Genomic DNA, 24,514 nt, shown 5'->3' with positions numbered 1-24,514 from the left:
GACGACACCTTACCGGAGTCGCGCCAGCGGGCGGCCGGCTGCGCAGGGGGCCATGACCATGGGCCAACTTGTCGCAAGCGGTTTTGACCTATGTCAAAGCCCCGATAGCCGCGAACTGACCTCCCTTCGCGCCTAGCCTAGAGGGATATTCGTGAGCGACACCTACGCCGTCAGGGAACGATTGGAATTCATCGGCCTGGACGCTAGGTCGCGCGAGATGCTGCGGTCGCTGCGGCCGTTCATCCAGGCGGAAATCCAGCCCGCGCTGTCGGTGTTCTACGGGCGGCTGGCGGCGACGCCGCAGGTGCGCAAGTTCTTCCGGGACGATAGCCACATGGCGACCGCCCAGGCGGCGCAAGGCCGCCATTGGAGCATCATCGCCGAAGGAAAGTTCGACGATGACTATGTGAACGGCGTGCGCACCATCGGCCAGACCCACGCCCGGATCGGGCTGGAGCCGCGCTGGTACATCGCCGGCTACGCCCTGATCACCGAGACCCTTCTGCGGCGACTGGTGGAGACCCGATGGCCGAAGGGCATGACGGGGCGGGCCAAGGGCGCGGAGGAGGCTGCCGACGCCGTCACGACGCTGATCAAGGCCATGCTGCTGGACATGGACTTCGCCGTGTCGATCTATCTGGAGAGCCTCGAGGCCGAGCGACAGCGCCTGGAAGGCGAGCGAAAGATCGCGGATCGGAATCAGGCCGCAGCGATGGCCGCCGTGGGCGCGGCGCTGGCCCGCCTCTCCAAGGGCGACCTCCGGGTCCGGCTCGACGCGGACCTCGCGCCGGAATTCGCCGCCCTGAAGGCCGATTTCAACGGAGCCGTCGGCGCCCTGGAACGGGCGATCGGCTCCGTCACCCAGGTGGCCCAGGTGGTCGCGCAAGGGGTCGGCGAGATCGGCACGGCGGCGGACCACCTCTCGCGCCGGACCGAACAACAGGCCGCCAACCTGGAGGAGACCGCCGCGGCCCTCGAAGAGATCACCGTGGCCGTCCGCAAGAGCGCCGAGGGCGCCCAAGACGCCAGCCGCGTGGCGGCGGGCGCCAAGTCGGAGGCGGAACGGTCAGGGGAGGTGGTGGCCCAGGCCATCGATGCGATGGATCGGATCGACGGGTCCTCGAACCAGATCAGCCAGATCATCGGCGTGATCGATGAGATCGCGTTCCAGACCAATCTGCTGGCGTTGAACGCCGGGGTGGAAGCCGCCCGCGCGGGCGAGGCCGGCAAGGGCTTCGCGGTCGTCGCCTCGGAGGTGCGCGCCCTGGCTCAGCGGTCGGCCGAGGCCGCGAGGGAGATCAAGACCCTGATCAACGAATCCGGCGCCCAGGTGAAGTCGGGGGTGGCCCTCGTCGGCCAGGCGGGCGAGGCCCTCACGGCGATCTCCGAGCGGGTTGCGACGATCGACGTGCTCGTCGCCGACATGGCGGCGTCGTCCCAGGAACAGACCCGGGCGATCAGCGAGGTGAACATCGCCGTGAACCAACTCGATCAGCTGACTCAGCAGAACGCGGCCATGGTCGAAGAAACCACGGCGGCCACCCACACGCTGAAGGCGCAGAGCGTGGACCTCTCGCGGCTGATGGCCGGCTTCACGGTCGCACAGGCGCCGCCGAACTTGCGGACGGTCGCCTAGACCATTCCCGCCTTGCGCAGCGACTGGTACGAGCGGATCACCCGCTGCAGCCGGTTCTCCCCCGAACGGTCGCCGTTGTTGGCGTCGGGGTGCAGGCGGCGCACAAGTTCGGTGTAGCGGGCGCGGATCTTCGCGGCGTCGGCGTTCTCGTCCAGGTCCAGGTCGGCCAGGGCGTTGCGCTCGATCTTGCCGATCTTGCGGCTCTCGGGCTCGGGCTTGCGCGCGTGCTGGCCGCCGCCGCCGAACATGTTGAACGGATCGCGATAGCCCTGGCCGGTTCCGAACTTGGCGGTGAAGGCGGCGGCCTCCCGGCTCATCCGCCCCGCCTTCATCTCCCAGGTGGGACGGCCGCCGGTCATCATCTCTTCCTGCTGGCGGCGACGGACCTCGGCTTCGGGCAGGCCGGCGAAGAAGTTCCAGTTGCGGTTGTACTCGGCCGCGTGCGGCTGACAGAACCAGTAGTGTTCGTTCAGCATGTCCCGCGCCTTGGGCGCGCGCGCGGTCGCCACCCGCATGCAGCCGGGGTGGTCGCAAGCCCGCTCCCCCGGCTTCAGGGCATGGACGTCCTGCTCCGCGGCGTCCTTCTCGGACGGCGGACGCACACGGATATCGACGAATCTCGGCTTGTATTGAAACGCGCCCGGCATGGGCCAAGTATGGGGCTGAGAAACTTCCCTGCAAGAATTGAAGATGCGGCCGATGGGCGCCATATTTGAAACGATCCAAAACAAGCTGACCGCTGCCTTCCAGCCCACCAGGCTGGAGATCGAGGACGACTCCGGCCGCCACGCAGGTCACTCCGGCGCGCGGGAAGGCGGAGAGAGCCATTTCAACGTGACGATCGAGTCGCCCGCTTTTTCGGGCGCGCCTCGGGTGGTCCGCCAGCGGATGATCCACAAGGCGCTGGCCGAGGAGCTGGCCGGGCCGGTGCATGCGCTGTCGATCAAGGCGCTGGCGCCCGGCGAAGGCTGACCTAAATTCATCCCCGCGCATGCGGGGACCCAGACTTGCCGCTACGCTGCTGTCTGAAATGTCGGCGACGGCGCGAAAACGAAAAGAAAGCCTGGGTCCCCGCATTCGCGGGGATGAGTGGGTGAATTGGGGAGAGACGGGTTGCGGACGACCATCACCGTCAACGGCGAGGCGCGGTCGCTCGATCTCGACCCGCGCACGACGCTGCTCGACGCTCTGCGCGAGCACCTGAAGCTGACCGGGTCCAAGAAGGGCTGCGACCATGGCCAGTGCGGGGCCTGCACCGTCCTGGTCAACGGCGTTCGGATCAATTCCTGTCTGTCGCTGGCGGTGGCGCACGACGGCGACGAGGTCGTCTCCATCGAGGGGGTTGGGACGGTCGAGAAGCTGCATCCCGTGCAGCAGGCCTTCCTGACCGAGGACGCCTTCCAGTGCGGCTACTGCACGCCGGGACAGATCTGTTCGACGCTGGGGATGCTGCAGGAGCTGGAAGCCGGCTGGCCCAGCCAGGAGACGGCGCCTGACGCCAAGCCCGCCTTCACCGACGCCGAGATCCGAGAGCGGATGAGCGGGAACATCTGCCGCTGCTCGGCCTATCCGCAGATCGTCGCGGCCATCAGGCGGGCCGCGGAGGCCATGGCGTGAAGGCCTTCACCTACGAACGCGCGAGCGACGCCAAGGCGGCCGTGCAGGCGGCCGTGGAGACACCCGGCGCCCGGTTCATCGCCGGCGGCACCAACCTGCTGGACCTCATGAAGCTGGAGATCGAGCAGCCGCAGCACCTGATCGACGTCAGTCGCCTGCCGATGGCGGGGATCGAGGAGACCGGCGAGGGCGGTCTGCGCATCGGCGCCTCGGCCACCAACAGCCAGGTGGCCGGCGACCCTGGCGTGCGGTCGCGATACCCGGTGCTGTCCGAGGCGATCGTGGCCGGCGGCTCGCCCCAGCTGCGCAACAAGGCCAGCGTGGCGGGCAACCTGCTGCAGCGGACCCGCTGCGCCTATTTCTACGACACCTCCAAGCCCTGTAACAAGCGCACGCCCGGCTCGGGCTGCGGGGCGCTTGAGGGCCTGAACCGCAACGGCGCGATCTTCGGCGCAAGCCACGCCTGCATCGCCACCCACACCTCCGACATGGCGGTGGCGCTGGTCGCGCTGGAGGCGCGTGTCGAGACCCTGTCGCCATCGGGCGCCACGCGCGCGTTCCCGCTGCTGGAGCTGCACCGGCTGCCGGGCGAGACCCCTCACGTGGAGACGCACCTGATCCCCGGCGAGTTGATCACGGCGGTGATGCTGCCGCCGCCGCCGTCGGGAGGCCAAGTCTATCGCAAGGTGCGTGACCGCGCGTCCTATGCCGGCGGCCTGGCCAGCGTCGCGGTGGCGGGCGGCAACCTCGCGCTCGGGATGGTGGCTCACAAGCCCTGGCGCGCGGTGGACGCGGAGGCCGCGATGGCCTCGGGAGCAACGCCGGCCGAGGCGGTGGCCAGGGAGCTGGCGGGCGCAAGTCCGTTGGGTCGCAACGATTTCAAGATCCCGCTGGTGGCCCGGCTGGCCGCCGCCGCCATCGGCGAAGCCCAAGATCGTTTAAGCGGGGGGAGGGGCGCATGAGCTCGGTTCACGACTGGGCGGCGCCCAATCCCGTCACGACCAACCGCTCGGGCCTGATCGGCAAGGGCGTCGACCGCTACGAAGGCCCGCTGAAGGTTACCGGCACGGCGCCTTACGCCTACGAGGTGCAGCCGCCGTCGCCGCCGGCCTATGGGGTGATGGTCGGCGCGACGATCGCCACCGGGCGGATCACCGGGGCGGACACCGCCGAGGCCGAGGCGGCGCCCGGGGTGCTGGCCGTCTGGACCCATCGGAACGTTCCGGCCCAGCCGCCGCGCGGCACGCGGGTCCATCCGCGCAGCACCGCGGGCTCGCGGCCGGCGCTGGAGAGCGATCGCGTCTACCACTGGGGCCAGCCCGTCGCCTTCGTGATCGCCGACACGCTGGAGAATGCGGTCGCCGCATCGCATCTGGTCCGGCTGACCTATGACGCCGACGCGCCGGACGCGGATTTCCGCGCCCGCCTGGCCGACGCGGGCCAGCCGCCGGGCGAGCAGGACGTGGAGATCGGCGACTTCGACGCCGGCTTCGCGGCCTCGGCGGTCCGGCTCGACGAGACCTGGGCCACCCCGATCCAGAACCACTGCCAGATGGAGCCCTGCGCCTCGCTGGTCTGGTGGGAAGGCGACAAGTGCATCGCCCACACCTCGGTCCAGATGGTGAAGCCGGCGCAGCATGGCCTGGCCGAAACCCTCGGCATTCCCCGCGACGACGTCCGCCTGATGACCCGCTACATCGGCGGCGGCTTCGGCGGAAAGGGCCAGACCTACGACGACCTGACGCTGGCGGCCCTGGCGGCCCGCGCGCTGGAGCGGCCGGTGAAGGTGGCCTTCACGCGCCAGCAGATGATGCACGGCACGATCCATCGTCCCGCGACCGTCATGCGGGTGCGGCTGGGGGCGGAGAAGGACGGCCGGCTCAACGCCTTCTCGATCATGACCTGGACCCATTGCCACCAGGACGGCACGTTCACCGAGCACGCCTCGAACTTCGCCCGCGCCCTCTATGCCGCGCCGAACCGCCTGACGGGCCACCGGCTGGTGAAGCTGGACCTGCCGGGCGCCGGACCGATGCGGGCGCCGGGCGAGGCGTCCGGGACCATGAGCCTGGAATGCGCCATGGACGAGCTGGCTGAACGGCTCGGCCTCGATCCCGTCGAACTGCGCATCCGCAACGAGCCGCCGTCCGACCCGGAGAACGGCCGCCCGTTCTCCCAGCGCCAGCTCGTGCGCTGCCTGAAGGAGGGCGCGCAACTGTTCGGCTGGGACCGCCGGATGCCGACGCCGGGCCTGGTCCGCGACGGCCGCTGGCTGGTGGGCATGGGCATGGCCGCCGCCATCCGCGGCAACTTCCTGCTGCCGGCCAAGTGCAGCTTCTCGGTCGACGCCGAGGGCGTGATCACCGTGCGCCAGGGGATGACCGACATCGGCACCGGCACCTACACGGTGCTGGCCCAGATCGCCGCCGAGACCCTGGGTGTGCTCCTGGGCGACGTGCGGGTGGAGATCGGGGATTCGGAACTGCCGCCGGCGCCCGGCTCCGGCGGCCAGTTCGGGGCGGCCTCGGCGGGCTCGGCGGCGCTGGCCGCGGGGATGAACCTGCGCAGGGCCATCGCCGAGCTGGCGACCGGCGACCCGAACTCGCCGCTCTACGGCGACGATCCGGAACTGGTGACCTTCCAGGACGGCGTGGTGGCGATCGAGAACAAGTCCGAGACCCTGGCCGCGCTGGTCCGCCGCGCCGCGCCCGCGGGCCTGACCGTCGAGGGCGACAGCCGTCCCGCGGCCGACATGCGCGAGTGGAGCACTCAGACCTACGGCAGCCACTTCTGCGAGGTGGGCGTCGATCCGGTGACCGGCGAGGTGCGGGTGCGCCGGATGCTGGGCGTCTTCGCCGCCGGTCGGATCCTCAACGAGAAGACCGCCCGGAGCCAGCTCACCGGCGGCATGATCTGGGGCATCGGTTCGGCGATCACCGAGGGTAATGCGGTGGATCCCCGCTACGGTTCGCTGATCAACCAGGACCTGGCGCAGTACCTGGTGCCGGTGCAGGCCGACATCGGCGAGCTGGACGCCATCATGCTGGACGAGGTGGATGACAAGGCCAACCCGATGGGGATCAAGGGCGTCGGCGAGCTGGGCAATTCGGGCGCGGGGGCCGCGGTGGCCAACGCCATCTACAACGCCTGCGGGGTTCGCCTGAGGGACTACCCCATCACGCCCGACAAGCTGCTGGCCGGTCTGATGGCCAAAGGTATGTAGGCGCTTTCCAAAAGCGCAGAACCATTATGCACAAAAGGTAACTACCGAAGGGGCGGGCTTCACCTTATCTCCACCGCACGCCGGCAATGGGGCCGGCTTCGAGGGATGAAGACCGTGAAACTGTTCTTGGCGCTTTCAGCTCTGGCAGGCTCGGTGAGCATGCTGGTCAGCGACTGGGCCGGCCAGGCCTTTCCGTATCTGTAGAGCCTAAGTCTAGCGCGCCTTGAGCTCGCTCAGCACGCGGGCCAGATCGCCCTCCCGGAAGGGCTTCTGAAGCACCGGCGAGCCCTTATCCACATCGCGAAGCCCCGCATCGCCATAGCCCGTGGCGAAGGCGAAGGGGGCGCCCTTGGCCCGCAGCAGGTCCGCGAGCGGAAAGATCGGCTGGCCGCCCAGGTTCACGTCCAGGACCGCGCAGTCCAGCTCCGCGCGGTTGGCCAGATCGATGGCTTCGTCCAACCGCGACGCGGGGCCGACGACGGTGCAGCCGAGGTCGCTGAGCATGTCCTCGATCAGCATGGACACCATCATCTCGTCCTCCACGACAAGGACGCGCAGGCCTTTCAGGCTCGCCTGAGTGGTCATTCCATGAACTCCAACACGATAGCCAGCGTCATCCGGCATCGGACATTGACACTTGTCTAGTTGAACAAGGACTGAATGTCGCGGGGCGCGTGCAGCGCTTCGCTCGCCGCGTGCATGGTCCGGCTGGCCCCCTGATCCGGTCATGATCGGTCAACGGCGAAAGCTTGGCCTTTGTTCCACCGAGCGCTTTCGGCGCGCGCGCTTCCGTCGCACGGGGTGCGACCCGGGGTCTTCGTGTTTCGGAAACCACTTTTCGCCAGAATGCAGCTCTCGATGAGGGCTGAATCCCATGTTCGATTTCACCGTGCGGGCCCGAAGCGGCCACTGGGTCCTTCAGGACGCCGAGGCGGGCGACCTGGGCGCCTATGACACGCGCGACGAAGCCCTGGCGGCCGCGGGCGACTGGGTCCGCCTGATCGAGATGCCCTGGCCCGTCCTGGTCTGCGACGCCGACGGCGAATGGGACCAGACCCTGGTCGAGCCGACCTGCCTCCACTGAGCTGCCGGCTCGGCCTGTGCGGCGGATTACACGGCGTTAAAGTATTAAGGCGCTGTAATATTCTTAAATCTGTGTCATTACTCCCTATTCACGGGTTTTCACGCGGGGCCCCGAGTATTCGTTTCCTTGCCGGCGGACAACACCGCCGGAGCACAGACCGCTCCGAAGGAAACGACCATGAACAAGCTCAACCTGACCAACCGCGTCTCCAGTCTCGCCATGCTGGCCCTGGCCGCCCTCCCCATCGCGTCCCTGCCGGCCTCGGCCCTGGCCGCCCCCGCCGCCTCCGTGAAGATCGCCGACATCAACCTGCTGACCTCCGAGGGCATGTCGACCTTCGCGAAGCGCGCCGACTACGCCGCCCGCGACTACTGCCGTGACGAACGCAGCCTGGGCGCCGCTGCGACCTGCCGGGTCGCCGTCAAGCAAGAACTCTCCGAAAAGGTCACGGCGCTGCGCTCGGCCAAGCTCGAGCAGGCGTCTAAGGCCTTCGCCGCCCGCTAGCTCTCCCTTCGAAAGCGGACGTGCGAAAGGGCCCGCGGCCGTCCCCCAGCCGCGGGCCTAATCGCGTCTACCTACCGGCTTTCATTCAAGCCGCATCGACCAGGACCACTTCGGAGTCCTCCAGGGCCGTGACCCGCAGGATCTCCTCGTCCTTCACCGCCGCGCCGTCCCGGGCGCCCAGGCGGACGCCGTTGACCTCGACCGAGCCGATCGCCGGCACCAGGTAGGCGTGCCGGTCCTTGCCCAGCACATATTCCGTGGTCTCGCCGGCCTTCAGGGTCGCGCCCGACACCCGCCCGTTGGTGCGGATGGGCAGCGCGTCCGCATCGCCGGGCACGCCGCTGGCCAGGGTCACGAACTTCCCGGCCCGGTCGCCCTTTGGGAAGGGCTTGGCGCCCCAGCTGGGCGCGCCGCCGCGATCGGACGGTTCGATCCAGATCTGGAACAGCGTCGTGGTCTCAGGCTCCAGGTTGTACTCCGCGTGGCGGATGCCCGACCCGGCGCTCATCACCTGGACGTCGCCGGCCTCGGTGCGGCCTTCGTTGCCCAGGCTGTCCTTATGGGTGATGGCGCCCGTCCGGACGTAGGTGATGATCTCCATGTCGGAGTGCGGATGGGGCGGGAAGCCGGAGTTGGGGGCGATCTCGTCGTCGTTCCACACCCGGATCGGGCCCCAGCCCATGTTCTGCGGGTCGTAGTAGTTGGCGAACGAGAAATGGTGGCGGGCCTTGAGCCAGCCATGGTCGGCGCCGCCGAGGCGCGCGAAGGGTCTGCGGTCGATCATCTCATCTCTCCCTTGTCTGGTGGCGCGGGTCGCCGCGCCGTCTTCGGAAATGAAGATAATGGCTCCGTATCGGCGATAAATCTGGCTGATTGCAGAAGATTGTATCCCATTTGGAATGAATGGGCTTGGCTGCCCACTCCCGGGCGAACGCTTCAGGTGCGGTTCATTACGGCGACGCTTCATTGCCCCCAACAACTGGCTGCGGAGGCCCCGAGATGATCAAGATGTTCTGCATGACGGCGCTGGCGACGGTCGCCCTGGCGAGCGCGGTCCAGGCCCAGCCGTTCCGTGGCGGGTCCGCGACCCTGTACGACCAGCCCAATTTCCAGGGCAATTCGGTCACCATCACCCAGTCCGCGCCGGACCTCGGCAAGTGGCGCTTCAACGACCGGGCCCAGAGCGCCCGGTTCGAGGGGCGCTGGCTGATCTGTGAGCACGACAACTTCAAGGGCCGCTGCCAGGAGGTGCGAGGCGAGGTCGCCAATCTGCACACCCTGGGCCTGATGGCGCAGGTGTCGTCCATGGAGCCGGCCGGACGACCGGGCGGCGGGGGACCCGGAGGCCCCGGCCCCGGCCCTGGCCCTGGGCTCGCTCCCGGCTTCCCGGGCGGTCCGGGCGCGCGCGGCGTCGATGGGGCGACCACCGTCTTCTTCCCGCGCCCCACCCTCGGCGGCGTCGACATCGCGGCGAGCGGCCGCGCGGCCGACATGTACTGCCGACGCCAGAACCTGGGCTCCGCCGTCTGGTTCGACTCCAGCCAGCGCGCCAGCCGGGCGGTCGGGCCCGAAGGCCAGATGATCGGCCGCACGACGGTCCTGCGCGATCTGCTCTGCCGGAAGTATTGACCCAACCCTGGCCGCCTGCCCCTCTCGCGCTTCGGCTTGGGAGGGGCGGATGCTTCGGGTTCTGGGGATTTCCATTGCGGCGCTGGGACTGATGGCCGCGGGTCCGGCGGACTGGCGCCCGGTCGACCCCGAGAACACCCTGGTCATCGAGACCACCAAGGGCCTGATCGTGGTGGAGCTGCGGCCCGAGTTCGCGCCGAAGGGCGTGGAGCGGATCAAGCTGCTGGCGCGGGAAGGCGTCTACAGCGGCCTGCAGTTCCACCGGGTGATCGACGGCTTCGTCGCCCAGACCGGCAATCCGAACAATCGCGATGGCGGGACTTCGGCCCACCCCGATCTGCCGCCTGAGTTCAGCTTTCGCATCCCGCCGGAGACCGCGACCCTCGTGGTCGAGCGCAGCGACGCGCGCGAGGGCTTCGTGGGCACGACGCCGTTCCAGGCGGTCTCGGCCTCGGAACCGGCGCGGCCGGGCGACGCCCGCCTGCGTGGCTGGGGCGCCTACTGCCCGGGCGTGGTGGGCATGGGGCGGCAGGCCGACCCCGGCACGGCCAACAGCGAGATCTTCTTCATGCGCGGGCCGTCCCGGCGGCTGGACCACGAATACACGGTGGTCGGACGTGTCGTGGCCGGCCAGGGCGCGGTGCTGGCGGTCGCCGTGGGAGAGCCGCCGAAGGTCCCCGACCTCATGCTGAAGGTGCGGATGCTTACCGACATCCCGGAAGCAGAACGGCCAAGGCTGCAGGTGATGGATACGCGCGGCCCGGCCTTCCAGGCGCGGGTCGAGGCGTTGAAGCGGCAGAAGGGCGCGGCTTTCAGCGTGTGCGACGTGGAGTTCCCGGTCCGACTACAGTGAAGCTCCTGCGACGATGCGCGCCATTGTTGTCGGGAGGCTCGACCCGTACACGCGGTTGCACGGGAACGGGTAGCAGAATGCACTTTGAAGTCGTGGAAGAGGCGGACGTCTGGATCGTCCGCAGCGAGGGCCGGGAACTCGGCCGCTTTGCGGACCAGGAGATGGCCCTGCACGACGTGGCCGACCGGCTGCGCGAAGCCGACGCCTCGGCGCCCGCCGGCCTGTCGATGCGCTACCAGACCCGCGCCGCCTGACCTAAGGGCTTGCCGCCAGCCCGCCGCGCGGGCCACATCGCTCGTCAATCACGAAGCGGGGCGGCCTTGAGTTTCCTGAAATCCCTGAGCGTCCAGGTGCTGATCGCGCTCGCGGCCGGCGTGACCGTCGGGGCGGTGGCGGCAGCCTATGGCGGCGGCCCGACGCGGGACGTCATCGAAGGGGTCGAGGCGCTGGGCGGGCTTTGGCTCAATGCGCTGAGGATGACGGTGGTGCCGCTGATCTTCGCTGTGCTGGTCACCGGCATCGCCCAGGTCTCGGACGCGGCCGCCACAGGGCGGCTCGCCATGCGCGCGGTGATCTGGTTCGTCGTCCTGCTGCTGCTCTCCGCGGTGACCTCGGTCCTGCTGGTCAACGGCGTCCTGACCGTCTGGCCGGTGGGCGAGGTCGCGTCCGCCGCGCTCCGGGCTGGCGCCCAGGCGCCGCCGGCCGGTGTGGCCACCGCCCCCGATTTCGTCGCCTGGGTGAAGAGCCTCGCGCCCTCCAACCCGATCAAGGCCGCCGCCGAGGACGCGATCCTGCCGGTGGTGGTCTTCGCGGTCTTCACGGGTTTCGCGCTCACCCGGCTGCCGGAGGCCCGGGGCCGCACCCTGCTGGACGTCTTCCAGGCGTTGGGCGAGGCGATGATCGTCATCGTCCGCTGGGTGCTGCTGGCGGCGCCGATCGGGGTCTTCGCCCTGGGCCTCGGCGTCGGCCTGCGCGCCGGCGTCGGCGCGGCCGGCATCCTCGGACAGTACATCGTCGTCGCCGCGCTCGCCGGGCTGGTCATCGCCATCATGGCCTACGTCCTGGCGGTGGCCGTCGGCCGGGTGCCCCTGGGCCGCTGGGCGCAGGCGACGTCGCCGGTCCTGGCCACCGCCTTCGCCACCCAGTCGTCGCTGGCCTGCCTGCCGGCGATGATCGAGCGCTCGCGCGACGACCTGGGCGTGCCGCAGCGCATCGCGAACCTGGTGCTGCCGCTGGCGGTGGCCGTGTTCCGGATGACCAGTCCCGCCGTCAACCTGGCGGTCTGCATCTTCGTGGCCAAGGTCTACGGCCTGGAGCCCTCGGTGCTGCAGTACACCGGCGCCGTGTTCGTGGCCCTGGCGGTCAGCGTGGGCTCCGTGGGCCTGCCCGGCCAGGTGTCGTTCATCGTCAGCGTCGCGCCCATCTGCATCGCGCTCGGCCTGCCCATCGATCTCCTGCCGATCCTGCTGGCCGTGGAGGTGGCGCCCGACATCTTCCGCACCCTGGGCAATGTGGCTGGCGACATGGCCGTGACCGCGATCCTGGCCCGCGACGAACCCGAGGCCGAGCCGGCTACCCAAGCTTGACCGACTCCGGCATGTTCGCCGCCGCATGACCAACGAACCCTTCTTTCGAAAAGACGGCGACCTCTTCGTCCCCACGGCGGCCGGCATCGGCCCGTGGGACAAGAACTCGCTGCACGGGCGGGTGATCATCGGCCTGCTGGGCGCGGAGATCGAGAAGCGACACGGCTCGCCCGAGTACATGCCCGCCCGCCTGACGGTCGACATGTACAAGCTGCCCGACCTGTCACCGGTCGAGGTGGTGACGCGCACGGTCAAGGACGGCTACCGCATCAAGGTGATCGACGCGGAGTTCATCTCCGGCGGCGTCAGCGCCGGACGCGCCACCTGCCAGCTCCTGCGCAAGACCGAGAACGCACCGGGCAACGTCTGGAAGCGCGAACCCTGGGGGGCGCCGGCCCCCGCCGACACGCCGGCGGCGGAAGGCCCGATGGGCGGCATGTGGAAGATGCGATCGATCTCGGGCCAGATGCGCGGCGTCGAGCCCCGCCGCATCTGGATGGCCGAGGTGCGCGAGGTGGTGGGCGGCGACCCGCTGACCCCGTTCGTCCGCGTGGCCGTGGCCGCCGACTTCGCCAGCCCCTTCGCCCATGTCGGTGACCAGGGCCTAGGCTACATCAATACCGACGTGACCGTGTACCTGCACCGCGAGCCGGTGGGCGAGTGGATCGGCTTCGAGAGCCTGACCCACGGGGCCACCGACGGCGTGGCGGTGGGCGACTGCCTGCTGCACGACGAGGAGGGCCATATCGGCTCGGCGAGCTGCACGGCGCTGGCGCAGAAGCGGAAGCTGTAACATCTAGGGGCCATGTTCGCGCCCACGCCCCGCCGGGAGGTCCAGGACCTCCGCGTCTCCAAGATCCGCGAAGTCGCCAACGCGGGCATGGGGCGCGACGACATCCTGGCCTTCTGGTTCGGGGAGGGCGACCAGCCGACGCCCGAGTTCATCCGCCGGGCGGCGTCGGACGCCCTGCTGTCGGGGCGGACGTACTACACCCACAACCTGGGTCGGCCCGAGCTGCGGCAGTCGCTGTCGCGATACCTCTCCGGCCTGCACGGCGCGCCCATCGCCGAGGACCGGATCGCCGTGACCAGCGCCGGCGTCAGCGCCCTGATGCTGGCGGCCCAGATCGTCCTGTCGCCCGGGGACCGCACCGTGGTGGCCGGACCGATCTGGCCGAACGTCGTCGAGATCCCCAAGATTCTCTCCAGCGTGGTCGAGGTTGTGCCGGTGGAGGCCGCGCAGGGCCGCTGGCGGCTGGATATGGACCGGCTGATGGCCGCGCTGACGCCGGACACCAGGGCGCTGGTCCTGAACTCGCCCAACAACCCCACCGGCTGGACCCTGCCGGCCGAGGATCGCGGGGCGATCCTGGAACGCTGCCGCCGGTACGGCATCTGGCTGATCTGCGACGACGTCTACGAGCGGCTGACCTTCGACCGGCCGTCAGCGCCGTCGTTCCTGCCGCTGGTCACCGGCGAGGACCGGGTCATCGGGGTGAACAGCTTCTCGAAAGCGTGGCGGATGACCGGCTGGCGGCTGGGTTGGATGGTGGTCCCGCCGGCGCTGATGGAGAGCCTGGGCGTCCTCGTCGAATACAACACCTCGTGCGCGCCGGACTTCGTGCAGGCTGGGGCCAAGGCCGCGGTCGACCAGGGCGAGCCCATCGTGGCGGAGCTGCGCGCCGAGCTTGCCGCCGCCCGGAACCAGGTCGTGGGGACCCTGCGCACCCTGCCGGGCGTCGAGGCGCCCATGCCGGACGGCGGGCTCTACGCCTTCTTCCGGGTGGAGGGCTGCACCGACTCCCTGGCGCTGGCGAAGGAACTGATCACCGAAGCCGGACTGGGCCTGGCGCCGGGCGCGGCCTTCGGGCCGGAGGGCGAGGGCTGGCTGCGCTGGTGTTTCGCCGCGCGGCCGGAGAAGAACGCCGCCGGGCTGGAGCGGCTGGCGGGCTATCTGAAGAACCGATAGGCGGCGAAGGCCAGGACGGCCGCCTGCACGATCGCGATCGCCACGAGCCAGGTGCGGAACGGCTCCTTGCGGGTCTTGTGGCGCAGCATTTGTTGCGCGGCCAAGGCGCCCGGCGACCCGCCGAGCGCCGCGAGCCACAGCAGCCGACGCTCGGGCGTGCGCGCCGCGCGGAGCTCGGCCGCTCGCTTGTCGAGGGCGAAGGCCGCGAAGGTCGCCAGGTTGATCGCCGCCAGATAGATCCCGACGAGCGCCGCCACCTAGCGGTCGGGCTGGGCGATAGGCGGCTCTGTCGGGGCGCCTTCGGCGGGCGGGGCTTCCGGGGCGGGTTCGGCCGGCGGCGCGGCGGCGCCGGGCTCCTCGTTCACCCGGAAGGTCGCGCCCATCAGCTTGGCGCGGGTCTCAAGCGACGCCGACACGGTCTCGCAGCGGGCGGGCAGGGACCAGCTCATCCATTCCTGGGCCTTGCGGGCCTTGGTGACGTCGGGGCCGGTGTTCCAGATCTGGCGACCGAGGCGCACGGCGTTGGCGCCGATGGTGTTGATCGGCCGGACGGAGGCCTTCTCCGCGGCGGTCAGCGTCGCCTGGAAGGTCTTGAGCTGGGCGCGGCCGTCCTTCTGCATCTGGGCGTAGACCTTCAGGTCGTCCTCCAGTCTGGTCCCGGGCTTGCGGAACTGGCTCTCGATCCGGGTGACCTCGGGCATCATCTCGTCGTGCATGTCGAGGTAGCCGCGCAGGGCGCCGTAGCACCAGGCCACGAACTGGTAGTCGTCGCGCGGCGCGCCGGCGGGCAGGCGGTCTTCGGCCGCCGCGACGGCGCTGGGCGCCTCGGCGGGAGGAGCCCCTCCGTCGGCAGCTTGGGCGAACAGGGCGAGGGCGATGGCGAGAGCGGTCATTCAGAACCTTGTGATGAGCAATTTTGTCAGCTTCGCGCCCGATCTAGGTCGCGGGTCCAAACCCGCCGCCCCCAGGGGTCTCGATCTCGATCGCGTCGCCAAGCTCCACCGTAACGGAGAAGCAGCCAGGAAGTTCACTAACCGCGCCCGAGGCCGCGATCAAACGCTGCCGCCCAGGCGCCCCGGGACCGCCGCCGGCGATCCCCTGGGGCGCATGCTCGCGGCGTGACGAGAGCAGTGCCGCTGCCATCGGGGCCAGGAACCGGATGCGCCTCAGCACGCCGTCCCCGCCGCGCCGCGCGCCGCCGCCGCCGGAATTCGCACGAACGCCGAAGGCCTCCACCCGCACGGGGAAACGGCGTTCCAGGATCTCCGGGTCGGTGAGCCGCGAGTTGGTCATGTGGGTATGGATGGCGCTGGCGCCGTCGGCCGTGGCGGTCGCGCCGGCCCCGCCGCAGATGGTCTCGTAGTACTGCCGATGTTCATCCCCGAAGGTGAAATTGTTCATCGAGCCCTGGCTGTTGGCCATCACCCCGAGCGCCGAATAGAGCGCATCCACGACATGCTGGCTGGTCTCGACATTGCCGGCGACCACGGCGGCCGGCGGGTGCGGGGCCAGCATGGAGCCGTCGCGGGTGAGGATCTTCAGCGGCTTCAGGCACCCCGCGTTCAGCGGGATGTCGTCGTCCACCAGGGTGCGGAAGACGTAGAGCGCCGCGGCGTCGACGATGGCCGAGGGCGCGTTGAAGTTGGAGCCGAGCTGGTCGGCGCTGGCGGTGAAGTCGAGGACGGCCTCGCGGGCGGCCGGATCGACCGTGGTGCGAACCACGATCTCGCCGCCGCCGTCCATCGGCACACGGGCCTCGCCGTCGGAGAGCCGGCCCACCGCCCGGCGCACGGCCTCGGCGGCGTTCTCCTGGACGAAGCCCATGTAGCGGGCGACGGCGTCGGCGCCGTAGGTGCGGATCATCTCGGCGACCGCCGCGGCCCCGGCCTGGCAGGAGGCGACCTGGGCCTTGAGGTCGGCGAGGTTGCGGTCGGGCGCGCGGGCGGGCCAGGGGCCGCCCAGCAGGGCCGCCCGGGTCTCGGCGTCGAGGAACCGCCCCTCGCGCATGATCGGCAGGGCGTCCAGCATGACGCCCTCCTCGTCGATGGTGCGCGAGAACGGAGGCATCGACCCTGGCTGGACCCCGCCCACGTCGGCGTGGTGGCCGCGCGCGGCGACGTAGAAGCTGGCCTGGGCGTCGTGTTCGGCCATGAACACCGGCATGACCACAGTGATGTCCGGCAGGTGGGTGCCGCCGGCGTAGGGGTTGTTGAGCGCGAAGGCCTGGCCGGGCTTCAGCTCCGGGTGACGGTCGCGGACGGCGCGGACGGATGCGCCCATGGACCCCAGATGCACCGGCATGTGCGGAGCGTTGGCCACCAACCCGCCGTCGGCGTCGAAGAGGGCGCAGGAGAAGTCCAGCCGCTCCTTGATGTTCACCGAGTGGGCGGTGCGTTCGAGGGCTGCGCCCATGGCCTCGGCCACGCCCATGAAGCGGCGGTTGAAGAGTTCCAGAGTGACGGGGTCGGGCCTGTCGAGGGCGATGGCCTGGCGGGCCGCCGCGCCGGTGCGGGCGAGGCGGATGAGACCGTTCGCGTCGGCTACGGCGCTCCAGCCCGGCAGGACGGCGATCTGGGTGTCGGCGCGGACGACAAGGGCGGGGCCGTCGATGGTGGTGAGCTGCGCGGCGTCGACGACCGGAGCGTCATGCCAGGCGCCGAGGGCGAACATCCTCAAGACCTCATCCCCGCAAATGCGGGGACCCAGGCTTGCCTTGAGGCCGTCCTGCTTCGCCGCGCTTGAGAGGAAGTCTGGGTCTCCGTATTCGCGGGGATGAGCGGCATTTGAGACCGCTTCCGCTTCCACCGCCGCGATCAGGATCGGGCGGTCGGGCTCGATGAAGCCGAACAGGCGCTGGTGAGCCTGTTCGAAGGCGGCCTTGGCTGCGGCGGCGTCGGTCTGCGGAACGGGCAGTTCCGCGTCGGCGCCGTCGTAACGGAGGCGAAGCGTGTGGCGAATGTCGGAGGTCTCGGCGCCCTGGGCGGCCATGTCGGCGCGGACGCCGGTCTCAAGCGCCGCGAGGGCGCCTTTCGCGGCTTCCAGTCCCGACGCCAGCGGCGCTTCGACGCCGGCCTGACGGAGCGCGGTGACCTGGGCCTGGCCGATGCCCCAGGCGGAGAGCACGCTGCCGTACTTCGGGCACAGCACCTCGGCCACGCCCAGCGCCTCGGCGGTCTGGCAGGCCACCTGGCCGGCGGCGCCGCCGAACGCCACCAGGGCATGGTCGCGCGGGTCGAAGCCGCGCTCGGTGGAGATGCGGCGGACGGCCTGGGCCATCTGCTCCACGGCGACCGCGACGAACCCCTCGGCGGCGGCCTCGACGCTGCCGGCGCCCATGGCCTGGGCCAGGGCCTCGAGGCGGACGCGGCTGGCGGCAGGGTCGAGCGGCGCGTCGCCCCGGGGCCCGAACACGGACGGGAAGAACCGTGGGTCCAGGCGGCCCAGCACCAGGTTCGCGTCGGTCACGGCCGCCGGACCGCCGCGCCCATAGCAGGCCGAGCCGGGATCGGCGCCGGCGCTGGCCGGGCCGGCGCGGGCGCGCATGCCGTCGAAGGTCAGGATCGAGCCGCCGCCGGCCGCCACGGTCTCCACGTCCAGCATCGGGCTGCGCAGCTTCACGCCGGCCACCTTGGCCGCGTCCCGACGCTCGAGGACCCCGGCGAACCGGCAGACGTCCGTGGACGTGCCGCCCATGTCGAAGCCAAGGACCGCTTCGGCGCCCGCCTCGGCCGCGGTCCGGGCCACGCCGACCACGCCGCCCGCTGGCCCCGAGACCACCGCGTCGCGGCCCCGGAACGCTTCTGCCCGCACCAGCCCGCCGGCCGAGGTCATGAAGTAGAGCGGGGCTCCGGCCACGGCGTCGGCCACCCGGCGGACGTAGGCCTGCAGCACCGGCGTCAGGTAGGCGTCGGCTACCGTGGTCTCGGCCCGCGGGATGAAGCGCGGCAGGGGCGAGACCTCGGAGCTCAGGGCCACGAATTCGAGGCCGGCGGCCCGTGCGATCTCACCTGCCGCGCGCTCGTGCTCGGGGTTCAGGTCGGCGTGCAGGAAGGCGATGGCGACGGAGGTGAAGCCTTCGGCGACCGCGGCCTCCAGTTTCGGCCTCAGCGCGTCGGCGTCCAGCGGCGCCACGACCGCGCCATCCGCGGCCAGCCGCTCGGACGCCTCGACGACGCCGGCGTAGAGTGGCGCTGGCCGGTCGATGTTCAGGGCGAAGAGGTCCGGGCGCGCCTGGTCCCCGATCGCCAGGGCGTCGGCGAAGCCGGCGGTGGTGACGAACAGGGTCTTGGCGCCCCGCCGCTCCAGCAGGGCGTTGGTGGCGACCGTCGTGCCCATCTTGATCGCCGCGACCCGGGCCGCCGGGAAGGGCTCGCCGGGTCCTGCGCCGAGGACCCGGCGCATGGCCTCGACGGCGGCGTCCGGATAGGCCGGGGAGGCCGACAGCAGCTTCGCCGAGACCTCGGTCCCGTCGTCGGCGCGGCCGATCACATCGGTGAAGGTGCCCCCGCGATCGATCCAGAAGGAGAATAGTCTGTCCAAAACCTAACCTCTGGGCGTGATCACCACGCGCTCGCCGCGGTGGCAAGACGCACCCATGGCGAAGTGCGCTTCTGGCCCAGAATCTGTGGCGTGAGGATAGTTCGTTGAGTTTATTTGCATATTTATCTTACGTCGATCGCGCCCTACAAGCCTATCCGGGCCTTCGAACTCGCATCTTGATCGGGAGCCGCGACTCGAACGCTGCGACCCTCACTGATGCTGCCGGCGCCGAAACGCCGCCACGTCTGCCGCGAGCAGTTTGAACCATTCGCCGTTGCGACGCTTCTCGGCGAAGCGACGATGCCAGTAGGCCTCGATCCCCGGTGGGTCGTCGGTGCGGATAGAATGCACAAGCTCAAGGGCCTCCGGCATCGCAACTCCGATGGCCTTGATGCGCCGTTCGAGGCTAACCACTGCCGGTTGTACTGGCGCGCTGTTGTAGCTCAATGGAAATTGAATAGGCGTTTGCCTGCAGCCGGCGGCCCGTATCAAGATCCGCCGCGCTGCGCCGCGGCGTCTACCCGTCGTCGTCCACGCGCTCGCCGCCAACGCGCTCAGGACCTGCACACGCTGCCGTCGAGCGGGGCGGTCGCCGCTGAAAACTCGCTGTGGCAGTTTCACAAACACGGCCCGGGCTTCACGTTCGAAGAGTTGGTAATGGCCGAGTGGTTTCCATGCATGACAGACTTCCCCACGCAGACATCGTGGATGCCTGGAGGCTACTTCTCTACCTGGGATCCTTGGGTCAGCCCGAACCCGCACGCCATGATGGTCATGCCGTCGAAGAGTAGCCCTTGCAGCGCCTCGACCGCGTCCTTGCGAACCTTGTCAGCCATGGCCGCCCTTCTCCAGCCGGTCAGCGCGTCACGGTCTCTGGCATTGGATAGTCGCCGGCATTCGCGACCAGGCCTTCGCGCAACGAGAAATCGACCCGCGGCGGTGCGAAGACGTCGATCAGGCGGCCCGGCTGGTCGCCGATGTTGCGGCTGGTGTGGATCACCGTAGGTGGGATGACGAGCACCGAGGGACTCGCCATCTCAAGGTGTTCATCGTCCCGCCACGTGGCCATGTCTGGCGTCCATGGATAGCGTAGATGGTGGATGTAGACCCCGCCGATCGCCAGCGATCCCTGTTCGAAGTCGGCGTGCGAATGCGGCGTCAGCTTGGCCGTGTCGCGCGGCACGTTGCGCGCGGTCATCACGTTTAGCATCAGGTTGGTGGAGCGGAAGATCCGCATGTTGGTGTCCGGCCGCACGTGATCGGCCAGCGCATAGGTCCGCAGGCGATAGCCGTCGACCGGCTCGGGCCACGGCTCGAGCGGCGCGACATCATTGGGACGGCTACGATAGGACGCCGCATTCGAGGCCCGGGCCGCGAGGTCTGCCGCCTTGTCCGAGAAGACACGCACGATCTGGCCGTCGCGCGCGGCGACAACGCGGCTGGGTCCCGGCGGCACGATCGTCAGGCTGTCGGGCGGAACCTCGATGGTCTCATCGCCAGCCGTGACCGTGACGGCTACCTGGTCGTTGAGAAGCATATATTCGTCGGCGTTGTCGGACCGCGCCAGAACGGCGCCGGATTCGAGGTCGCTCACCACCGTCACGAAGTTGGCGCCGCGCGCGATCCAGGTCTTCGCCCCGGAATCGACATCGGTCAGCGGCGGCTCCTTGTAGTGCCATCCGCCGGACGCAGGACGTGCCGGCGCCATCATACCGCGCAGCCCATCTTGGCGGTGCTCTCCTCGCGTCCGGCCATATCCGCCTCCCCACTGTGTTCGTTGCAGTCGGCGTCATCCTGATCGACCAGCGCGGCCGGGAAAGCGGCGAGTTTGAGGTTTTCGAACAGCGAAAGTTTCGGGCAGCGGAAAGCTTTGCTTCGTGCATTGCCCGGCTCGGCAGCGACCTGCTGAACTTGTCGAATGACGAAGACAATTATCTCCTGCGCGCTGACCGGCAACCTGGTGAAACCGGAGCAACATCCGAAGCTTCCGGTGACGCCCCAGCAGATCGCAGAGGCCGCGCTCGATGCGCGCGCGGCCGGTGCGGCGATCGTCCATATCCACGTGCGCGACCCCGAAACGGGACGGCCCTCGATGAGCCTCGACCTCTACCGAGAGGCAGTCGACCGGATACGCGATAGCGGCAGCGACCTGATCATCAATCTGACCACGGGGGAGGGCGGCCGCTTCGCGCCGTCCGAGAATGATCCTCGTGTCGCCGGGCCGGGCACAACTCTGGTTCATCCGTTGCTGCGTGTCGCCCATGTGGTCGAGTTGAGGCCAGAGATCTGCTCGTTGGACTTCAACACCATGAACTCGGGCGGCCAGGTGGTGGTCAACACACCATCCAATGTTCGCAAGATGGCCGAGGCGATCGTGGCCTCGGGGGTGAAGCCAGAGCTTGAGGTTTTCGACACCGGCGACATCCACCTCGCCAAGGACCTGCTCGCCGATGGGACGATCCCAGGCAAGCCGTTCTTCCAGATCGTCACCGGGGTCAAATACGGCTGCTCGTCCACAGTCGAGACGCTTGCCTACATGAAGTCGATCCTGCCGCCCGAGGCGGTTTGGTCGGCGTTCGGCATCGCGGCGCGGGAGTACCCGATGCTGGCGGCGGCGCAGCTGCTCGGCGGTCAGGTGCGCGTCGGGATGGAAGACAACATCTACATCCGCCGCGGTGAGCTGACCCGCGACAACGCCGAGCTCGTTGAACAGGCGGTGCGGCTCCTGGACATGCTTGGCGCTGAGCCCGCCACGCCGGACGAGGCGCGCGCGATGCTCGACCTGGCGCCCCGGTGACGCGATGCTGAACGTGGAAGATCGCGCAGCGCTGATTGCTAGGCTGGACGAGGCGAGGCGCGAGCGTCGTGCGACGTCTTTGCCGCGCGCGGCGCATCCTGAATTGACTTTGGCCGACGCATACGGCGTGCAGCACGCGTGGGCCTCATATCGCATGGCGGAGGAGGGGCGGACACTCGCGGGCTACAAGGTCGCGCTCACGACGCGCGGGTCGCAACAACCGCTAGGCGCCGAAGGCCCCATCTTCGGTACGCTTTTGGACGACATGGCCTTCGGCCAAGACGCGCCAGTGGAGATGGATCGCTTCCTGGCGCCCAAGGTCGAGATGGAGCTGGCGTTCAAGTTGGGAAGCCGCTTGGCGGGAGCCTGCAGCGAGGCCCAGGCGATCGCGGCGATCGAATGGGTGTCGCCCGCGGTTGAGATCCTGGACAGCCGCCTGGTCATGCGTCAGCCCGACTCGGGCCTGGCGCGATCAGCGATCGACATCGTGGCCGACGGCGGCGGAGCCGCGGGATTCGCCATCTCGGACCAACGCTGGCGTCCGGACGAGATCGCCCTCAGCGAAATCGGCGCGGTCCTCTATCACAATGGCGAGGCAGAGGACTCGGGACTGTTCCCGCTCGTGTTCGGTCGGCCCGAGCGGGCGCTCGTCTGGCTGGCCGCGGCGTTGGCCGACCAGCACAAAGCCCTCGAGCCGGGCGACATCGTGCTGTCGGGCTCGGTGATCAAGCCGTTCTCGGTGACGCGCGGGGATCGCTTCGAGTTCGACTTCAGGGAAGCTGGAAGGATCGAGCTGGCGTTCGTGTAGGCCCAAGTTTTCGCCTGTCGAAAAACGTTCGTCGGATGATCGAATGCGCCGGTATGCGCAGCATGCTGACGCCAACACGCTGACAACAGCTTAGACCGCGCGCCGCGAAAAGGCGCCTGGGCCTGGGGAGGGCATGATGAATCTGATCGGCAGAGAGAGCGTCGCCGACGAGGCGCGTTGGCGGACCTACAACCTCATCGCGTGGCGGATCCTTCCGCTGCTGCTCATCGCCTACACGATGGCCAGCCTGGACCGCGTGAACGTCGCCTTCGCGAAGCTGCAGATGGGCGAGGCGATCGGCCTGACCGCCGCCATGTACGGCTTCGGCGCTGGCATCTTCTTCATCGGCTACTGCCTGGTCGAGATCCCCAGCAATATGATCCTGCATCGGGTCGGCGCGCGGATCTGGCTGGCGCGGATCATGATCGTCTGGGGCATCCTTTCGGCGACGACCGCCCTCGTCCAGACACCCACCCACTTTTACATTGTGCGTTTCATCCTGGGGGTGGCGGAGGCCGGCTTCTATCCGGGCGCCCTGCTCTTCATGACCTACTGGTTTCCCCAGCACCTGAGGGCGCAGGCGATCTCGATCATGATCCTGGGCAGCAGCCTATCCTCGATCATCGGCAGCCCGCTTTCCGGCGCAATCATGGATTTCATGGACGGCTGGCTGGGCCTTGCTGGCTGGCAGTGGGTCTTCGTCGTCGAAGGCCTACCCGCGTCGATCCTGGGGGTGATCGTCTTCGTCGTGCTGCGCAACGGGCCCGCGGAAGCGGCCTGGCTGAACGCCGACCAGAAGGCGATGGTCATTGCCGATCTCGCCGCCGAGCAGAAGGAACAGTCGGACGCCGGTGTCGGCCACCGCTTCGGCGACGCGTTCCGCAATCCGAACATCTGGTGCGTCGTCCTCGCCAATTTCTGTAACTTGTCGACGCTCTACGGCATCCAGTTCTGGCTGCCGACGATCATCCGGAAGGTGAGCAACACGTCGGTGTTCGACACTGGCCTGATCGCCGCGGGCCTGGCCATCATCCCCTGCGTCGTGCTGATCGTGAACGCCCGCCACTCGGACAAGACGCGCGAGCGGCGCTGGCACGCCACCTTCGGCTTCCTGGCCCAGGCGGTCGGCCTCTGCGTCGCCGGCACGTTCAGCGACAATGCCTATGTGGCGCTTTCGGCCTTGGTCTTCGCCCAATGTGGATTCGTGGTCGCCTCGGCGACGATCTTTTCGCTGCCCGGCGCCTTCGTGATGGGCGCCGCGGCGGCGGCGGGCTTCGCCCTGATCACCACCCTGGGCAATTTCGCGGGTTACTCCACCCCATTCGTCTTCGGTGTTCTGAACGACGCGACGGGTGGCTTCAGCGCCGGCTTCTACGCGATGGGCTCGATGTCTCTGCTCGGCGCCGTCGCCATTCTGGTCACGCCGGCGCTGCGGCCGCGGAAGAAACCCGCCGCCGAGGTGGCTGGGGCCTAGAGGGCGGCGATGTATCCGCCGTCCAGGGCGATGGTCGAGCCGTTGACGTAGGCGCCGGCCCGCGAGGCGAGGAAGATGCAGGTCCCCTGCACATCCTGCGCCTCGCCCGCGCGATTGACCGGGATGTACGTCTGCACGCTCTTCTTCACCGCCTCGGACGTCGTGTCGGTGAGACGCGAGTGGAAGGGTCCCGGTGCGATCGCGTTGACGCGGATCTGATCGGCGCCCAGGCTTTTGGCCAGCGCCCGGGTCAGGTGGTGGATCGCCGCCTTCGACGCGCCGTAGGGATAGGCCTCCCAGTTCGGAATATGCAGGCCGCCGATGGACCCGATGTTGATGACGCTCGCGTGGCCTCCTTCGGTCGCCGCGGCGCGCAGCAGCGGCAGGGCCTGCTGGATCAGCAGGAACGGTGCGCGCAGATTGACGTCCATGACGGCGTCCCACGCTTCGGCGGTGACGCCGGCGATGGGGCCGCGGTTGTTCGCCCCGGCGTTGTTGACCAGGATATCGAGCCGCGCTTCCCGCGACGTCAGCGCCTCTAGCAGCGCCGCCGGGCCATTCGCCTCGCTCAGGTCGGCCGCCAGCCCGATGCAGACGCCGCCGGCTGAAGCCAGTTCGGCCGCGGTCGCGTCCGCCCGCGCCTGGTCCCGCGCGGCGATGTAGGTCCGCACTCCGCTCCGCACGAAGCCTTCGGCGATCATGCGGCCGATGCCGCTGGTCCCACCGGTCACCAGAGCGACCTTACCGGCCACCTCGAACAGTTCCGCGATCATCGATCCACCCTTCTTATCGGCG

At 69.2% G+C, this 24,514-nt stretch carries 26 protein-coding genes and 1 pseudogene; 16 read left to right on the top strand and 11 right to left on the bottom strand.

Annotated elements, in window-relative coordinates; translation table 11 throughout:
• Positions 1–151: 151 nt before the first annotated feature.
• Positions 152–1,636: a globin-coupled sensor protein gene (locus EPO51_RS19690; protein ID WP_293353740.1), complete on the top strand. Its 1,485-nt coding sequence runs from the start codon at positions 152–154 to the stop codon at positions 1,634–1,636.
• On the opposite strand, the gene EPO51_RS19685 is transcribed toward EPO51_RS19690, so the two are convergent.
• On the bottom strand, positions 1,633–2,283 hold the full coding sequence (locus tag EPO51_RS19685; protein WP_293353738.1) for a DnaJ domain-containing protein: 651 nt from the start codon (positions 2,281–2,283) through the stop codon (positions 1,633–1,635). The two genes, EPO51_RS19690 and EPO51_RS19685, sit on opposite strands and share 4 nt — an antisense overlap.
• A gap of 52 nt (positions 2,284–2,335) precedes the next feature.
• Here EPO51_RS19685 and EPO51_RS19680 point away from each other — a divergent pair, with 52 nt between their 5' ends.
• The 4 genes from EPO51_RS19680 to EPO51_RS19665 all read left to right on the top strand — a co-directional run bounded on the left by EPO51_RS19680 (position 2,336) and on the right by EPO51_RS19665 (position 6,476).
• On the top strand, positions 2,336–2,608 hold the full coding sequence (locus EPO51_RS19680) for a BolA family protein (RefSeq protein ID WP_293353736.1): 273 nt from the start codon (positions 2,336–2,338) through the stop codon (positions 2,606–2,608).
• 141 nt (positions 2,609–2,749) lie between these two features.
• The gene (locus tag EPO51_RS19675) at positions 2,750–3,253 is read left to right on the top strand and encodes a 2Fe-2S iron-sulfur cluster-binding protein (protein ID WP_293353734.1); all 504 of its coding nucleotides are present in this window, start codon (positions 2,750–2,752) and stop codon (positions 3,251–3,253) included.
• Positions 3,250–4,215, top strand: a complete 966-nt coding sequence (locus EPO51_RS19670; protein ID WP_293353732.1) for an FAD binding domain-containing protein — start codon at positions 3,250–3,252, stop codon at positions 4,213–4,215. The genes EPO51_RS19675 and EPO51_RS19670 overlap by 4 nt, the downstream gene beginning before the upstream one ends.
• Positions 4,212–6,476: a xanthine dehydrogenase family protein molybdopterin-binding subunit gene (locus EPO51_RS19665; RefSeq protein WP_293353730.1), complete on the top strand. Its 2,265-nt coding sequence runs from the start codon at positions 4,212–4,214 to the stop codon at positions 6,474–6,476. Before EPO51_RS19670 ends, EPO51_RS19665 begins: the two co-directional genes overlap by 4 nt.
• A 213-nt stretch (positions 6,477–6,689) precedes the next feature.
• On the opposite strand, the gene EPO51_RS19660 is transcribed toward EPO51_RS19665, so the two are convergent.
• Positions 6,690–7,061: a response regulator gene (locus tag EPO51_RS19660; protein ID WP_293353728.1), complete on the bottom strand. Its 372-nt coding sequence runs from the start codon at positions 7,059–7,061 to the stop codon at positions 6,690–6,692.
• Positions 7,062–7,350: 289 nt separating this feature from the next.
• On the opposite strand from EPO51_RS19660, the gene EPO51_RS19655 reads away from it, so the two are divergent.
• The gene (locus EPO51_RS19655) at positions 7,351–7,560 is read left to right on the top strand and encodes a hypothetical protein (protein WP_293353727.1); all 210 of its coding nucleotides are present in this window, start codon (positions 7,351–7,353) and stop codon (positions 7,558–7,560) included.
• Between the two features lie 177 nt (positions 7,561–7,737).
• The gene (locus tag EPO51_RS19650; RefSeq protein ID WP_293353725.1) at positions 7,738–8,064 is read left to right on the top strand and encodes a UrcA family protein; all 327 of its coding nucleotides are present in this window, start codon (positions 7,738–7,740) and stop codon (positions 8,062–8,064) included.
• 85 nt (positions 8,065–8,149) lie between these two features.
• On the opposite strand, the gene EPO51_RS19645 is transcribed toward EPO51_RS19650, so the two are convergent.
• Complete coding sequence (locus EPO51_RS19645) at positions 8,150–8,848, bottom strand: pirin family protein (protein ID WP_293353723.1); 699 nt, start codon at positions 8,846–8,848, stop codon at positions 8,150–8,152.
• A gap of 215 nt (positions 8,849–9,063) precedes the next feature.
• Between EPO51_RS19645 and EPO51_RS19640 the strand changes: the two genes are divergently transcribed.
• The 6 genes from EPO51_RS19640 (at position 9,064) to EPO51_RS19615 (ending at position 14,101) form a co-directional block, all read left to right on the top strand.
• On the top strand, positions 9,064–9,693 hold the full coding sequence (locus EPO51_RS19640) for a beta/gamma crystallin-related protein (RefSeq protein ID WP_293353721.1): 630 nt from the start codon (positions 9,064–9,066) through the stop codon (positions 9,691–9,693).
• A gap of 49 nt (positions 9,694–9,742) precedes the next feature.
• Complete coding sequence (locus EPO51_RS19635; protein WP_293353719.1) at positions 9,743–10,546, top strand: peptidylprolyl isomerase; 804 nt, start codon at positions 9,743–9,745, stop codon at positions 10,544–10,546.
• A 77-nt stretch (positions 10,547–10,623) separates the two neighbouring features.
• The gene (locus EPO51_RS19630) at positions 10,624–10,800 is read left to right on the top strand and encodes a hypothetical protein (RefSeq protein WP_293353717.1); all 177 of its coding nucleotides are present in this window, start codon (positions 10,624–10,626) and stop codon (positions 10,798–10,800) included.
• Positions 10,801–10,866: 66 nt separating this feature from the next.
• Positions 10,867–12,132 (top strand): dicarboxylate/amino acid:cation symporter, encoded by a 1,266-nt coding sequence (locus EPO51_RS19625; RefSeq protein WP_293353715.1) that lies wholly within the window; start codon positions 10,867–10,869, stop codon positions 12,130–12,132.
• A 25-nt stretch (positions 12,133–12,157) separates the two neighbouring features.
• On the top strand, positions 12,158–12,925 hold the full coding sequence (locus EPO51_RS19620; protein ID WP_293353713.1) for a thioesterase family protein: 768 nt from the start codon (positions 12,158–12,160) through the stop codon (positions 12,923–12,925).
• Positions 12,926–12,937: 12 nt separating this feature from the next.
• Positions 12,938–14,101 carry a pyridoxal phosphate-dependent aminotransferase gene (locus tag EPO51_RS19615; protein WP_293353711.1) on the top strand — a complete coding sequence of 388 codons (1,164 nt, stop codon included), beginning with the start codon at positions 12,938–12,940 and terminating at the stop codon, positions 14,099–14,101.
• Here EPO51_RS19615 and EPO51_RS19610 read toward each other — a convergent pair.
• The 7 genes and pseudogenes from EPO51_RS19610 to EPO51_RS19580 all read right to left on the bottom strand — a co-directional run bounded on the left by EPO51_RS19610 (position 14,083) and on the right by EPO51_RS19580 (position 20,596).
• Positions 14,083–14,358 carry a DUF1294 domain-containing protein gene (locus tag EPO51_RS19610; RefSeq protein ID WP_293353709.1) on the bottom strand — a complete coding sequence of 92 codons (276 nt, stop codon included), beginning with the start codon at positions 14,356–14,358 and terminating at the stop codon, positions 14,083–14,085. The genes EPO51_RS19615 and EPO51_RS19610 overlap by 19 nt on opposite strands.
• Positions 14,359–14,994, bottom strand: a complete 636-nt coding sequence (locus tag EPO51_RS19605; RefSeq protein WP_293353707.1) for a hypothetical protein — start codon at positions 14,992–14,994, stop codon at positions 14,359–14,361.
• A 43-nt stretch (positions 14,995–15,037) separates the two neighbouring features.
• Positions 15,038–18,640, bottom strand: coding sequence for a hydantoinase B/oxoprolinase family protein (locus tag EPO51_RS19600; RefSeq protein ID WP_293353705.1), 3,603 nt, complete (start codon positions 18,638–18,640; stop codon positions 15,038–15,040).
• Positions 18,641–18,850: 210 nt separating this feature from the next.
• On the bottom strand, positions 18,851–19,054 hold the full coding sequence (locus EPO51_RS19595) for a GIY-YIG nuclease family protein (RefSeq protein WP_293353818.1): 204 nt from the start codon (positions 19,052–19,054) through the stop codon (positions 18,851–18,853).
• Between the two features lie 332 nt (positions 19,055–19,386).
• A pseudogene (locus EPO51_RS19590) lies at positions 19,387–19,476 on the bottom strand (succinyl-CoA--3-ketoacid-CoA transferase); the annotation flags it as partial.
• 20 nt (positions 19,477–19,496) lie between these two features.
• The gene (locus EPO51_RS19585; RefSeq protein WP_293353703.1) at positions 19,497–20,351 is read right to left on the bottom strand and encodes a cupin domain-containing protein; all 855 of its coding nucleotides are present in this window, start codon (positions 20,349–20,351) and stop codon (positions 19,497–19,499) included.
• Positions 20,348–20,596, bottom strand: a complete 249-nt coding sequence (locus EPO51_RS19580; protein ID WP_293353701.1) for a hypothetical protein — start codon at positions 20,594–20,596, stop codon at positions 20,348–20,350. Before EPO51_RS19580 ends, EPO51_RS19585 begins: the two co-directional genes overlap by 4 nt.
• Positions 20,597–20,600: 4 nt before the next feature.
• Here EPO51_RS19580 and EPO51_RS19575 point away from each other — a divergent pair, with 4 nt between their 5' ends.
• From EPO51_RS19575 to EPO51_RS19565, 3 genes are all read left to right on the top strand, one after another.
• Positions 20,601–21,437, top strand: a complete 837-nt coding sequence (locus tag EPO51_RS19575) for a beta-keto acid cleavage family enzyme (RefSeq protein ID WP_293353699.1) — start codon at positions 20,601–20,603, stop codon at positions 21,435–21,437.
• Positions 21,438–21,441: 4 nt separating this feature from the next.
• Positions 21,442–22,245, top strand: a complete 804-nt coding sequence (locus tag EPO51_RS19570; protein ID WP_293353697.1) for a 2-keto-4-pentenoate hydratase — start codon at positions 21,442–21,444, stop codon at positions 22,243–22,245.
• A gap of 133 nt (positions 22,246–22,378) precedes the next feature.
• The gene (locus EPO51_RS19565; RefSeq protein WP_293353695.1) at positions 22,379–23,719 is read left to right on the top strand and encodes an MFS transporter; all 1,341 of its coding nucleotides are present in this window, start codon (positions 22,379–22,381) and stop codon (positions 23,717–23,719) included.
• Here EPO51_RS19565 and EPO51_RS19560 read toward each other — a convergent pair.
• Positions 23,716–24,492, bottom strand: a complete 777-nt coding sequence (locus EPO51_RS19560) for an SDR family oxidoreductase (RefSeq protein ID WP_293353693.1) — start codon at positions 24,490–24,492, stop codon at positions 23,716–23,718. The two genes, EPO51_RS19565 and EPO51_RS19560, sit on opposite strands and share 4 nt — an antisense overlap.
• Between the last annotated feature and the right edge of the window lie 22 nt (positions 24,493–24,514).

The sequence above is a fragment of the Phenylobacterium sp. genome, from assembly GCF_004297125.1.
GTDB lineage: Bacteria > Pseudomonadota > Alphaproteobacteria > Caulobacterales > Caulobacteraceae > Phenylobacterium.
This window is presented reverse-complemented; position numbering and strand designations above follow the sequence as displayed.

Coding starts and splice junctions, on each gene's coding strand:
- EPO51_RS19685 (WP_293353738.1), bottom strand. CDS start 2,283: ATGCCGGGCGCGTTTCAATACAAGCCGAGATTCGTCGATATCCGTGTG.
- EPO51_RS19680 (WP_293353736.1), top strand. CDS start 2,336: ATGGGCGCCATATTTGAAACGATCCAAAACAAGCTGACCGCTGCCTTC.
- EPO51_RS19665 (WP_293353730.1), top strand. CDS start 4,212: ATGAGCTCGGTTCACGACTGGGCGGCGCCCAATCCCGTCACGACCAAC.
- EPO51_RS19660 (WP_293353728.1), bottom strand. CDS start 7,061: ATGACCACTCAGGCGAGCCTGAAAGGCCTGCGCGTCCTTGTCGTGGAG.
- EPO51_RS19655 (WP_293353727.1), top strand. CDS start 7,351: ATGTTCGATTTCACCGTGCGGGCCCGAAGCGGCCACTGGGTCCTTCAG.
- EPO51_RS19650 (WP_293353725.1), top strand. CDS start 7,738: ATGAACAAGCTCAACCTGACCAACCGCGTCTCCAGTCTCGCCATGCTG.
- EPO51_RS19645 (WP_293353723.1), bottom strand. CDS start 8,848: ATGATCGACCGCAGACCCTTCGCGCGCCTCGGCGGCGCCGACCATGGC.
- EPO51_RS19640 (WP_293353721.1), top strand. CDS start 9,064: ATGATCAAGATGTTCTGCATGACGGCGCTGGCGACGGTCGCCCTGGCG.
- EPO51_RS19635 (WP_293353719.1), top strand. CDS start 9,743: ATGCTTCGGGTTCTGGGGATTTCCATTGCGGCGCTGGGACTGATGGCC.
- EPO51_RS19630 (WP_293353717.1), top strand. CDS start 10,624: ATGCACTTTGAAGTCGTGGAAGAGGCGGACGTCTGGATCGTCCGCAGC.
- EPO51_RS19620 (WP_293353713.1), top strand. CDS start 12,158: ATGACCAACGAACCCTTCTTTCGAAAAGACGGCGACCTCTTCGTCCCC.
- EPO51_RS19615 (WP_293353711.1), top strand. CDS start 12,938: ATGTTCGCGCCCACGCCCCGCCGGGAGGTCCAGGACCTCCGCGTCTCC.
- EPO51_RS19605 (WP_293353707.1), bottom strand. CDS start 14,994: ATGACCGCTCTCGCCATCGCCCTCGCCCTGTTCGCCCAAGCTGCCGAC.
- EPO51_RS19585 (WP_293353703.1), bottom strand. CDS start 20,351: ATGATGGCGCCGGCACGTCCTGCGTCCGGCGGATGGCACTACAAGGAG.
- EPO51_RS19570 (WP_293353697.1), top strand. CDS start 21,442: ATGCTGAACGTGGAAGATCGCGCAGCGCTGATTGCTAGGCTGGACGAG.
- EPO51_RS19565 (WP_293353695.1), top strand. CDS start 22,379: ATGATGAATCTGATCGGCAGAGAGAGCGTCGCCGACGAGGCGCGTTGG.
- EPO51_RS19560 (WP_293353693.1), bottom strand. CDS start 24,492: ATGATCGCGGAACTGTTCGAGGTGGCCGGTAAGGTCGCTCTGGTGACC.